An 11929-nucleotide genomic window follows, 5' to 3' on the forward strand; every position below is an offset into this window, starting at 1 on the left:
AGCAGAATCGTTCCCACAGCGTGGGAACGATCCCTTCAGAGTCGTCAGATCTGACCCTGAGCGCCTTCAAACCACGCCAGTTTCTCGCGCAGTTGCACCACTTCGCCGACGATCACCAGCGTCGGAGCATGCACTTCATGCTCCGCCACCAGACGCGGCAGGTCAGCCAGCGTGCCGGTAAAGACCCGCTGATTGACCGTGGTGCCCTGCTGGATCAGCGCGGCCGGCGTTTCGGCCGCACGACCATGCTTGATCAACTGCTCGCAGATGATCGGCAACCCCACCAGGCCCATGTAGAACACCAGCGTCTGCGCCGGCGCGACGAGGTCGGCCCACGGCAGATCGGTGGAACCGTCCTTCAGGTGCCCGGTGACGAAACGCACCGACTGCGCATAATCACGATGAGTCAGCGGAATCCCCGCATACGCCGCGCAACCGCTGGCCGCCGTGATGCCCGGCACCACCTGGAACGGGATGCCATGGGCCGCCAGTTCCTCGATCTCTTCGCCGCCGCGGCCGAAGATGAACGGATCCCCGCCCTTCAACCGCACCACACGCTTGCCGGCCTTGGCCAGATCCACCAGTTGCTGGTTGATCTGATCCTGCGGCACGGCGTGATCGGCGCGACGCTTGCCGACGTAGACACGCTCGGCATCGCGACGGCACAGCTCAAGAATCGCGGGCGCCACCAAACGGTCGTACAGCACCACATCGGCTTGCTGCATCAGGCGCAAGGCGCGGAAAGTCAGCAGATCCGGATCGCCCGGCCCTGCGCCCACCAGATAAACCTCACCCGTGGTAACACTCGCTTCGCCGTCGATTTTCGCCTGCAACAGACGCTCGGCCTCGGCGCCCTGCCCAGCCAACTGACGATCGGCAATCGGTCCCTGGAACACGTCTTCCCAAAAACCGCGACGTTGCTGAACATCGGGAAACAGGCCTTTGACCTGATCGCGAAACCGCGCAGCCAGACCGGCCAGATGGCCGTAGGTCGAGGGAATCCAGGTTTCGATCTTGGCGCGGATCAGCCGGGCCAGCACTGGCGCATCGCCGCCGCTGGAGACCGCGATGATCAGCGGTGAACGATCGACGATTGCCGGGAAGATCACGCTGCACAGCGCTGGCGCATCGACCACATTGACCGGCACGCAACGCCGATGGGCATCGGCGGAAACCTGCGCATTCAACGCTTCGTCGTCGGTGGCGGCAATGATCAGCCCGCAACCGTCCAGATCCGTTTCGGCGTAGCCACGCAGCAGGCATTCGCCACCGCTGGCGGCAACCAGTTCGCGCAATTGCGCTTCGATTTCAGGTGCGACCACCCGCAGCAGCGCACCGGCATCGGCCAGCAGGCGGGACTTGCGCAAAGCAATCTCCCCCCCACCGACGACCAACACACGACTGCCGCGCAGGTTGTGAAACAGCGGCAGATATTTCATTTAGCCGATGACCTCAAGGCCACCCATGTACGGCTTCAGCACGTCCGGCACGCGGATCGAACCGTCGGCCTGCTGGTAGTTTTCCAGCACGGCAACCAGCGTACGACCGACCGCCAGACCGGAACCGTTCAAGGTGTGTACCAGCTCAGGCTTGCCGGTTTCCGGGTTGCGGAAACGCGCCTGCATGCGGCGGGCCTGGAAGTCGCCGCAGTTGGAGCACGACGAGATTTCACGGTACTTGTCCTGGCTCGGAATCCACACTTCCAGGTCGTAAGTCTTGACTGCGCTGAAGCCCATGTCGCCGGTGCACAGCGCCAGGGTGCGGTAAGGCAGCTCCAGCAGTTGCAGGACTTTTTCGGCGTTGGCGGTCAGGCCTTCCAGCGCTTCCATCGACTTCGACGGCTCGACAATCTGGACCATTTCAACTTTGTCGAACTGGTGCTGACGGATCATGCCGCGGGTGTCACGACCCGATGCGCCGGCTTCGCTGCGGAAGCACGGAGTGTGAGCAACGAATTTGATCGGCAGCTGTTTCGAATCGACGATTTCACCGGCCACGATGTTGGTCAGCGATACTTCGGCGGTCGGGATCAGGTACAGATCGGCTTCGCCTTCGCGAGCGATCTTGAACAGGTCTTCTTCGAACTTCGGCAGTTGACCGGTGCCTTGCAGCGCCGGGGCCTGAACCAGATAAGGCGTGTAGGCCTCTTCGTAGCCGTGCTCGGTGACGTGCAGGTTGATCATGAACTGCGCCAGTGCGCGGTGCAGACGGGCAATCGGGCCGCGCAGCAGGGCGAAACGTGCGCCGGACAGCTTGGCGGCGGTTTCGAAGTCGAGCCAGCCGAACTTCTCGCCCAGGGCCACGTGGTCCTGAACCGGGAAGTCGAAAGCGGTCGGAGTGCCCCAGCGGCGGACTTCGACGTTGCCGTCTTCATCTTCGCCGACCGGCACCGATTCGTGCGGCAGGTTCGGGATGCCCAGCAGGATCGAATCCAGTTCGGTCTGGATCGCGTCCAGCTCGACTTTACCGGCACTCAGTTCGCCCGCCATGCGCTCGACGTCCGCCATCAGCGGCGCGATGTCTTCGCCGCGCTGCTTGGCCTGACCGATGGATTTGGAACGCGCGTTACGCTCAGCCTGCAGTGCTTCGGTGCGGGTCTGGACGGTCTTGCGCTGTTCTTCCAGCGCTTCGATGCGCGCGACATCCAGGGCAAAGCCACGGGAAGCCAGGCGGTCCGCTACGTCCTGGAGGTTGCTACGTAACAGTTTGGAATCGAGCATGTCGGTTTCTCGTTATCAAAGTTTGGTCAGGGACAGGCCGGCCCAGGTCGCGAGCAGCCCGCCGAATACGCTGATGGCCGCATAGCCCAGGGCCAGCGGCACTTGCCCGCTTTCCAGCAGGCGCACCGTATCCAGTGAAAAGGATGAAAAAGTCGTCAGCCCCCCGAGGAAGCCGACCATCAACCCGGCACGTACCTCGATCGGTACTTCCGGGCGTATCAAAAACAGGCCGTACAACACGCCAATCAGCAGACAGCCCACGATATTAACGGCCAGCGTCGCGGTATAGAAGTGCCGCGGCCAATTGGCGTTGACCCAATTGCCGGTGGCGAAGCGCAACAAGGTGCCGGCAATCCCGCCGACGGAGACTGCAACGATCAATGGAACCACTATTTTCTCCGCTGCCGGGGGCTTAAACGATCAAGTTGGGCGAGGTGGTTGAGCTTTTCGCCGATCTTCAACTCCAGGCCGCGCGGCACCGGTTGATAGAACGGAATCGGGTCGAGCTCTTCCGGGAAATAGTCTTCGCCGGCCGCGTAGGCGTCCGGTTCGTCGTGGGCATAACGGTATTCGTCGCCATAACCCAATTGCTTCATCAATTTGGTCGGCGCATTGCGCAGGTGCAGCGGCACTTCCAGCGAACCGTGTTCGGCGGCGGCGCGCAGCGCGGTCTTGAAGCCCATGTACACCGCGTTGCTTTTCGGCGCGCAAGCCAGATAGGTGATGGCCTGAGCCACTGCCAACTCACCTTCCGGGCTGCCGAGACGTTCCTGCACTTCCCACGCGGCCAGACACAGGCTCAGGGCGCGAGGATCGGCGTTGCCGATGTCTTCGCTGGCCATGCGCACCACGCGCCGGGCCAGGTAAAGCGGATCGCAGCCGCCGTCGATCATTCGCGCAAACCAGTACAGCGCGCCGTCCGGATTGGAACCGCGCACCGATTTGTGCAGCGCGGAAATCTGGTCGTAGAACGCTTCACCACCCTTGTCGAAACGCCGACGCGTGTCGCCGAGCAGGCTTTGCAGCAGCTCGGTGCCCATCTCGCTGTGGTCTTCGGCCAGGTCCGAGGCGTTTTCCAGCAGGTTCAGCAGGCGCCGGCCATCGCCGTCGGCGGCGGACAGCAGCATCTGGAAGCCTTCATCGCTGAGGGTCAGGTGACGCTTGCCCAGACCACGCTCTTCGGTGAGCGCGCGGTGCACCAGTTTGCGCAACGCCGCTTCGTCGAGGCTCTTGAGCACGTAGACCCGCGCCCGCGACAACAATGCGTTGTTCAGTTCGAACGAAGGGTTTTCAGTGGTGGCACCAATGAAGATCAGCGTGCCGTCTTCAACGTACGGCAGGAAGGCGTCCTGTTGAGACTTGTTGAAGCGGTGTACTTCATCGACAAACAGGATCGTGCGCTTGCCGTACTGACCGGCCTGCTGCTTGGCGATTTCCACCGCCTGACGGATCTCCTTGACCCCGGCCAGCACCGCCGAGACCGTTTCGAAATGCGCATCCGAAACTTCCGCCAGCAACCGCGCCAGCGTGGTCTTGCCCACGCCCGGCGGGCCCCAGAAGATCATCGAATGCAGGGCACCCTGCTCCAGCGCTTCGCGCAAAGGCTTGCCGCGAGCGAGCACGTGTTCCTGACCGACGTACTCATCCAGATTGGTCGCCCGCAAACGGGCGGCCAGTGGCTGGGCAATCGGTGCACTGCGAAACAGATCCATCACGTACCGTTGAAACCTCTGTGTTTATTCCTGGATCACGTCGGCACCCTTTGGGATGTCGAACTTGAACTTCGATGCAGGGACCGCTTCGTTGGCCTTCACACCGGTAAACAGGATGTTGGTGCGCTGGCCGACGCTGTCGATCAGTTGCATGTCATTGACCAGACCGTTGCGGAACGACAAGCGCAGGCTGTCGAACAGGGTGTCCTTGGTTTTCGGCTTCAGGGTGAAGTCGATCACGCCGCCCGCCTCTTTGGCGCTGATGTCGAAGCTCTGGCTGATTTTCGACACGTCGCCGGACAGCAACAGAGCCGGGGTCTGGGTCAGACGCTCATCGAGCTTCTTGATGGTGGCCTGTTCCAGATCCGGGTCCCACAGGGTGACTTTCTTGCCGTCGGACACCATGGTCTGCTCGGCTGGCGCATTGGTGTGCCAGTAGAACAGGCCTGGACGCTGCAGGGTCATGTCGCCGGTGGTTTCCTGCAACTGGGTGCCGCTGCCGTCGAGGGTCAGCTGGGAAAAGTTGGCGGTCAGGGTCTTGGATGTTTCGAGCAATTGGGTCAGGCGAGCCACATCCTTGTCATCGGCGTGAGCCGTGAGGGTGGTCAGAGCCAGTACCGGCAGCAACATGCGGATAAGACGCATGGGAGTCCTCTTGAATACTCGTGGGAAAGTGGACGGCGCTTCATGCACCGTCCATTGCATTTGGATCAGGGTATCGAATCAGTCGCGTACCGGGCCAGGGGCCAGGACTTCGCGGGAACCGTTGGTGTTCATCGACGTCACGACCCCGGCCATTTCCATGGCTTCGATCATGCGCGCGGCACGGTTGTAACCGATCTTCAGCTTGCGCTGCACAGCGGAGATGGAGGCGCGGCGGCTTTCCAGTACGAACTGCACGGCTTCGTCGTACAGCGCGTCGGCTTCCGGATCATCACCGTCACCACCGCCGCTGCTGCCTTCGAAACCACTGCCCGCCTCTTCGACACCGTTGAGGATGTCGTCGTTGTATTCCGGCGCGCCGCGCAGTTTCCAGGCTTCAACCACCCGGTGAACTTCATCGTCGGAGACGAAGGCGCCGTGAACCCGGATCGGCAGGCTGGTGCCCGGCGGCATGTAGAGCATGTCACCGTGGCCGAGCAGTTGTTCGGCGCCGCCCTGGTCGATGATGGTCCGGGAGTCGATCTTGCTCGATACCTGGAACGCCATCCGCGTCGGGATGTTGGCCTTGATCAGACCGGTGATCACGTCCACCGACGGCCGCTGGGTCGCGAGGATCAGATGGATACCGGCCGCACGCGCCTTCTGGGCGATACGGGCGATCAGTTCTTCTACCTTCTTGCCGACGATCATCATCATGTCGGCGAATTCGTCCACGACCACGACGATGGTCGGCAGCTTCTGCAACAGCGGCGCTTCGTCGTGGATGCTTTCGCGTTTGTACAGCGGATCGCTCAGCGGCTCGCCGGCGTCCTGGGCTTCCTTGACCTTGGCGTTGAAGCCGGACAGGTTTCGCACGCCCATCTTCGCCATCAGCTTGTAGCGACGCTCCATCTCGGCAACGCTCCAGCGCAGGGCGTTGGCGGCGTCCTTCATGTCGGTCACGACCGGGCACAGCAGGTGCGGAATACCTTCGTAGATCGACAGCTCAAGCATTTTCGGGTCGATCATGATCAGCTTGGCGTCGTCCGGGCCGGACTTGAACAGGATCGACAGGATCATAGCGTTCACGCCCACCGACTTACCGGAACCGGTAGTACCGGCCACCAGCAAGTGAGGCATCTTCGCAAGGTCTGTGATGACCGGCTTGCCGCCGATATCGTGGCCCAGGGCCAGGGTGACCGGCGACTTGAAGTTGTCGTACTCAGGCGTCGACAGCACTTCAGAGAAGCGCACGATCTGCCGGTCTTCGTTGGGAATCTCGATACCGACCGTGGTCTTGCCCGGAATCACTTCCACCACCCGCACGCTGGTCACGGCCAGCGAACGTGCAAGGTCTTTCGCCAGGTTGGCGATACGGCTGACCTTCACGCCCGCAGCAGGCTGGATTTCGTAACGGGTAATGACCGGGCCGGGATGGATCGAATCCACGGTGACTTCGACGCCGAATTCCTTCAGCTTGATCTCCAGCAAGTGGCCGACCGCCGCCAGGGATTCAGGCGAATAATTGAGTTGTTTCTTTTCAGCCGGGTCGAGAATCGAGATCGGCGGCAAGGTGCCTTCCACGGCGCTGTCGACGAACAACGGCACCTGCTTCTCTTTCTGCACGCGTTTGCTTGGCTCCGGCGCCTTGACCGGGGCCGGGGCGATGACCGGTGGCACCTGTTTCTCGCGCTCGGACATGTGCTTGCTCAGAGCCTGCTCGCGCTCGATCAGACGTTCCTTGACCTTGGCCTGCTCGCGTTTGTCGGTGACCGTCGGCGCGACCACGTCATGCACGCGATCGTCGACTTCACGCAGTTGCGCGACCAGTTGCTTGCGCTCGGTGCGCGCCGACCACCAGCGATTGACCGCGCCCTGGAACAGTTCGAACAGGTCGAGGGTGATCTTGCCGGTGATGTCCATCACCTTGAACCACGACAGGTCGGTGAACACCGTCAGGCCGAACAGGAACAGGGCGATGAACAATAACGTGCTGCCCTGAATGTTCAGGGCATTGCGGGCCAGATCACCAAGGCTTTCACCCAGCGCACCACCGGCGCCAGCGGGCAAACCAGTGGCTGCATGGAAATGGATGTGCGCCAGCGCAGCGCCGGACAACACCAGGAACACCAGACCGATCAGGCGCCAGGAGAACAACCAGCCGCTCCACTGCCACGGTTCGTGACGCTGACGGAAGATCTGATACGCCTTGATCGCCAGCAGCAACGGGAAGATGTAGGCGAAGTAACCCAGCACCATGAACAGGATGTCGGCGCTGTAGGAACCGGCCGGGCCGCCGAAGTTCTGCACGTCGTCGATCTTGCTGTTGTGGCTCCAGCCCGGATCGTCCTTGCCATAGGTCAGCAACGCCATCATCAGGAACAGGCACAAGGCACCGATGGCGATCAATGCACCTTCCTTGAGCCGGTAGTGCAACTGTTGACGCCAGAGCGGAACGACTGTTTTTGGTGCTTCCGTGGATTTCTTCAAAACGCTTCTTTTCCTGCGCCAGAGGCGCGTCCATCTATTGAATGACGATAAAAAACTGCCCAATCCAGGCAGGTAAAAAAATTGACGGGCGCAACGGAGACTACTTTTAACACTGCGCCCCGCCTTTTATAAACACGGCACGCGGCGAATATTCTGTAACAGCCCGGCATTGTACGGGTTTGCGCGTTCGATGCCATGCTTCCAGGCCCCAGGTTCAAGCATAGCCAAACGCACAACTCCCGGCGTTCAATTTGAGCATGCATTACCTTTTGTGACAAAGGCTTATGAGGTGTATTTGATGAACGTAGCGAAGCATTCGCGCCTCATCTTCCCTGAGTGCCACACATTGGCATCGGCAACCTTGCCCGCACTAGTGCAGCGCCCGATTACGACCGCATCCGGATGCTCAAGTTGCAGCTACGCAAAAGCCGCACTGCAACGGAGGACATTCGCGTCATTTCCCGGCACACTTTACCGCGGGCCCAGCGCCCACCGCCCTCCCCTTCTGCAAGCCTGGACGCCATGCTGACTTGGTTACAACGCAATTCACTGACTTTCCCGCCACTGGAAAAGGCCATGCGCGATCCCAACGGATTGCTGGCGGCCGGAGGCGACCTGTCCGCCGATCGCTTGATCCAGTCTTATCGTCACGGCTGCTTTCCATGGTTTTCCGAAGGTCAGCCGATTCTTTGGTGGTCACCGGATCCGCGCACCGTGCTTTTTCCCGACGAACTGCACGTCTCGCGTAGCCTCGGCAAATTGATGCGCAAACAGCGTTATCAAGTGACCTTCGATCAGGATTTCGATGCTGTGATCCAGGCCTGCGCCGCTCCCCGGGAATACGCCGACGGCACCTGGATCACCGAAGCGATGCAGGACGCCTATATCGAACTGCATCGACGCGGCTTTGCCCATTCGGTGGAAGTCTGGGATGACGGTGAACTGGTCGGCGGCCTGTACGGCCTGGCGATGGGGCAATTGTTCTTCGGTGAGTCGATGTTCAGCCGGGCGGACAATGCCTCCAAGTACGGTTTTGCGACGCTGGTGCAACATCTGAAAGAAGCGGGTTTCGTATTGATTGACTGCCAGATGCCTACCGATCATCTGCACAGCCTTGGCGCCCGGGCGATTTCCCGCTCTGCATTCGCTGAATATCTGGCCCGACACCTCGATCAACCCCATCATGCGACCTGGGTTTGCTGAGCGACTTTTGCGCGCGTGGCTTACACTTAATTCACCAGCTTACCCTTGAGGGTTGATCATGACCGAGTTGGCGCGGTTGAAGTTTTATGCCACTCAGCCTCACTCTTGCAGTTATCTGCCCGAGGAACAGGCGACGACCCTGTTTCTCGATCCGAGCCAGCCCATGGATGTGCATGTCTACGCAGACCTGTCAGAAATGGGCTTTCGTCGCAGCGGCGATCACCTGTACCGCCCGCATTGCCAGAACTGCAATGCCTGCGTGCCTGCGCGCATTCCGGTGGCGCAGTTCAACCCCAACCGTCAGCAGAAACGCATTTTCAAGCGCAACATCGATTTGCAGGTGCGCCCGGTCAAGCCGGCGTTCAGCGAAGAGTACTTCGACCTCTACCAGCGCTATATCGAACAGCGCCACGCAGATGGCGACATGTATCCGCCGAGCCGCGACCAATTCTCGACTTTTCTGGTACGCGATCTGCCCTTCTCTCGGTTCTACGAGTTCCGGCTCGACGGACGGTTGTTGGCGGTCGCCGTCACCGATCTGCTGCCCAATGGCCTGTCGGCGGTCTACACCTTTTACGAACCGCAGGAAGAACGCCGCAGCCTGGGGCGCTACGCGATCCTCTGGCAAATCGCCGAAGCCCAGCGGCTGGGACTTGAGGCGGTGTACCTGGGTTACTGGATCAAAAACTGCAAAAAGATGAACTACAAGACCCAATATCGGCCTATCGAACTGCTGATCAATCAGCGCTGGGTCGTCCTGAACTAAACGCAAACCCTAAACCCCTTGGCGTAAACCCCATTTTTCGGGCACAATGCACGCCGCTTTTGCCTGGCGCAGTTGCACCGGGCCATTCATTGGATACCGAGGGCTTTACTGCATGTCGAAAGAAGACAGCTTCGAAATGGAAGGCACTGTCGTCGACACCCTGCCCAACACCATGTTTCGTGTGGAGTTGGAAAATGGGCACGTCGTAACCGCGCATATTTCCGGCAAGATGCGCAAGAACTACATTCGTATTCTTACCGGTGACAAAGTGCGCGTCGAGCTGACGCCCTATGACTTGAGCAAAGGGCGTATTACTTACCGCGCTCGCTAATCAAGTCAATACAAGACGCCCGGCATATGCCGGGCGTTTTTGTGTGTGCGTGTTTTTTTTGGATTTGGGTGTATATCCGTTGCTGCGGTAACGGCTTCTTATGGTTTCGCTCTTACAGCGACTCACTTTTCCAAACGCCGAAAAGTAAGCAAATGTATGGTCAGCCCACCTTTTGCTATCCAGTCACGATGAACGGTAAATCAGGCTTGCGCTAATGTATCCGGGCTCCTTGTGAGCGCGGTTACGCGCTCGGCCCTTGATGAGTATTCGCTCCTGCCTGTCCTGAAAAACGCTTCAGCTTCGAAAGCTATTTTGCTTATCAGGTTCTCAGCCAGGATATCTGCCGTTTATCGCCATCAATTAATGACGTCGCAAAAGCCGGTAGTAAAACTGGATCATGCGGTGAAATGCCCGTTATAGGTGCCACCTTTGGTGAGCAGTGCCCAGACAATCCTGGCCATTTTATTAGCCAGCGCACAGGCAACTTTGTTGAGAGGTTTTCGAGCCAGTAGACTTCTGGCCCAGACGCCAAGGGCGTCGTTTCGTTTATCGATTCGATAAAGCAAGGCTTGGGCGCCCGGCATCAACAAGGTTCGCAAATACCTGTCCCCACGCTTGCTGATACCCAGCAACGTGGTTTGCCCTCCGGTCGAGTATTGCCGTGGCACCAGTCCCAACGAAGCCGAAAAATCTCGGGACGATTTGTATATCGAAGCGTCCCCGACATCGGCCACCAGCGCGCTAGCGATGAGGGGGCCGATGCCGGGGATGCTCTGTAATCTTTTGCCGGCGTCACTCCCGTTTACCTGCTGCTTTATCTCGGTATCCAGTGTTTTGATTTCGCTGGTCAATTGGCGAATGTCATCAAGCATCCGATTGATAGCCTGGCGCAGGCGCAGAGGTAGATTGTGCTCGTCCATCAATGCAGGAACCCGATCCAGCGCGGCATAGCCGGCGGGAAAGATAACGCCAAATTCCAGTAAGAACCCGTGCACCTGGTTGATCACTCCAGTGCGCCGACTCACCAGTGATTTACGCAGTTTATGCACGGTCGACAGCACCTGCTGGTCAACCGACTTGACCTGTACAGAACGCGTTCTGGGACGGGATGCGGCCTCACAGATAGCCTCGGCATCAATGAAGTCGTTCTTGTTGCCGGTGACGTAAGCCTTCACATGCTGTGGCGCAATCAATTGAACCTGGTGACCGAGCTTGGTGATTTCTCTGGCAAGAAACTGTGACCCGCCACAGGATTCCATGGCGACTTTGCAGGGCGGCATTTGCGCAAGTAATGGCAGCAACTGGCTTCGATTGAGCTTCTTGCGTAGTACCTGATGGCCTTGTGCGTCTTGGCCGTGTAAGTGGAAGCTGTTCTTGCCAATGTCGATGCCTAGAATCGTTACGCTGTTCATGAGAAAGCTTCCTCAGGAAAAGTGAGAACCTCAGTAGTGTAGAGCTGAGGTTCTCGCCGGGCTGACCATCTCATTAAGGCTTTTGCCCCGGCGTACGGCACTTCGCTTAGGCTCAGTGTTCCCTCGCTACGGTGTCCATCAGGGGGCATCGCCTACGGTTTGCTTCGCTGCACCTCCTCTCGATGTATGCGGCTTCGCCGCACGGCGCTGCGCGCCTACCCCCTGATGGACACCTCCGCTCGGCCTGCCGAAGGGAATAAAGATCAAAAGCAGATCAAGAACCAGATCAAGAGCCAGATCAAGAGCCCCTCACCCTAGCCCTCTCCCGGAGGGAGAGGGGACTGATCGAGGTGTATGGCAGAGCTACGCCGACGTGCGATACCGCGTTGAACTCAGGCTTTGAAAAGCACACCGATCGGCTCCCTCTCCTCGAGGAGAGGGCTGGGGTGAGGGGTAAACCCACCACAAAACCAAAGCCGAACACGCCCCGCTCATCCCCACTCAAAACGATGAGCGTTAGCTCGAGTACCGCTTTTGATCGCAGGGCCCGTCGGCAGGCTGAGTGGAGGGATTGATCCGGGGGTGGGAGCGCAGCGACCGTGCGGCGCAGCCGCATGCATCGAGAGGAGGTGCAGCGAAGCAAACCGTAGGCG

The 11929-nt window shown here is 59.6% G+C and carries 10 protein-coding genes; 3 read left to right on the plus strand and 7 right to left on the minus strand.

The window, feature by feature from the left end; translation table 11 throughout:
* Positions 1-44: 44 nt before the first annotated feature.
* From cysG to M5G18_RS09190, 6 genes are all read right to left on the minus strand, one after another.
* Complete coding sequence (gene cysG, locus M5G18_RS09165; RefSeq protein ID WP_179694435.1) at positions 45-1439, minus strand: siroheme synthase CysG; 1395 nt, start codon at positions 1437-1439, stop codon at positions 45-47.
* A complete protein-coding gene (gene serS / locus M5G18_RS09170; RefSeq protein WP_007958190.1) occupies positions 1440-2720 on the minus strand; it encodes a serine--tRNA ligase in 1281 nt (426 codons plus the stop codon).
* 15 nt (positions 2721-2735) lie between these two features.
* On the minus strand, positions 2736-3110 hold the full coding sequence (gene crcB / locus M5G18_RS09175) for a fluoride efflux transporter CrcB (protein WP_007958188.1): 375 nt from the start codon (positions 3108-3110) through the stop codon (positions 2736-2738).
* The gene (locus M5G18_RS09180; RefSeq protein ID WP_064597723.1) at positions 3110-4432 is read right to left on the minus strand and encodes a replication-associated recombination protein A; all 1323 of its coding nucleotides are present in this window, start codon (positions 4430-4432) and stop codon (positions 3110-3112) included. Before M5G18_RS09180 ends, crcB begins: the two co-directional genes overlap by 1 nt.
* Before the next feature lie 24 nt (positions 4433-4456).
* Positions 4457-5077: an outer membrane lipoprotein periplasmic chaperone LolA gene (lolA, locus tag M5G18_RS09185; RefSeq protein WP_007958184.1), complete on the minus strand. Its 621-nt coding sequence runs from the start codon at positions 5075-5077 to the stop codon at positions 4457-4459.
* A 78-nt stretch (positions 5078-5155) separates the two neighbouring features.
* Positions 5156-7564 (minus strand): DNA translocase FtsK, encoded by a 2409-nt coding sequence (locus M5G18_RS09190; RefSeq protein WP_045121862.1) that lies wholly within the window; start codon positions 7562-7564, stop codon positions 5156-5158.
* 522 nt (positions 7565-8086) lie between these two features.
* On the opposite strand from M5G18_RS09190, the gene aat reads away from it, so the two are divergent.
* The 3 genes from aat to infA all read left to right on the plus strand — a co-directional run bounded on the left by aat (position 8087) and on the right by infA (position 9864).
* A complete protein-coding gene (aat, locus tag M5G18_RS09195; RefSeq protein ID WP_273900364.1) occupies positions 8087-8767 on the plus strand; it encodes a leucyl/phenylalanyl-tRNA--protein transferase in 681 nt (226 codons plus the stop codon).
* 58 nt (positions 8768-8825) lie between these two features.
* Positions 8826-9533: an arginyltransferase gene (locus M5G18_RS09200; protein WP_273900363.1), complete on the plus strand. Its 708-nt coding sequence runs from the start codon at positions 8826-8828 to the stop codon at positions 9531-9533.
* A 112-nt stretch (positions 9534-9645) separates the two neighbouring features.
* Entirely contained in the window at positions 9646-9864 is a 219-nt protein-coding gene (gene infA, locus M5G18_RS09205) for a translation initiation factor IF-1 (protein ID WP_002553999.1), read from the plus strand.
* 395 nt (positions 9865-10259) lie between these two features.
* On the opposite strand, the gene M5G18_RS09210 is transcribed toward infA, so the two are convergent.
* Positions 10260-11276: an IS110 family RNA-guided transposase gene (locus M5G18_RS09210; RefSeq protein ID WP_273900362.1), complete on the minus strand. Its 1017-nt coding sequence runs from the start codon at positions 11274-11276 to the stop codon at positions 10260-10262.
* Positions 11277-11929: the final 653 nt, after the last annotated feature.

Origin of the sequence: Pseudomonas aphyarum, assembly GCF_028657055.1 — a bacterium.
Taxonomy (GTDB): Bacteria; Pseudomonadota; Gammaproteobacteria; order Pseudomonadales; family Pseudomonadaceae; genus Aquipseudomonas; species Aquipseudomonas aphyarum.

Coding starts and splice junctions, on each gene's coding strand:
- cysG (WP_179694435.1), bottom strand. CDS start 1,439: ATGAAATATCTGCCGCTGTTTCACAACCTGCGCGGCAGTCGTGTGTTG.
- serS (WP_007958190.1), bottom strand. CDS start 2,720: ATGCTCGATTCCAAACTGTTACGTAGCAACCTCCAGGACGTAGCGGAC.
- M5G18_RS09180 (WP_064597723.1), bottom strand. CDS start 4,432: ATGGATCTGTTTCGCAGTGCACCGATTGCCCAGCCACTGGCCGCCCGT.
- lolA (WP_007958184.1), bottom strand. CDS start 5,077: ATGCGTCTTATCCGCATGTTGCTGCCGGTACTGGCTCTGACCACCCTC.
- aat (WP_273900364.1), top strand. CDS start 8,087: ATGCTGACTTGGTTACAACGCAATTCACTGACTTTCCCGCCACTGGAA.
- M5G18_RS09200 (WP_273900363.1), top strand. CDS start 8,826: ATGACCGAGTTGGCGCGGTTGAAGTTTTATGCCACTCAGCCTCACTCT.
- infA (WP_002553999.1), top strand. CDS start 9,646: ATGTCGAAAGAAGACAGCTTCGAAATGGAAGGCACTGTCGTCGACACC.
- M5G18_RS09210 (WP_273900362.1), bottom strand. CDS start 11,276: ATGAACAGCGTAACGATTCTAGGCATCGACATTGGCAAGAACAGCTTC.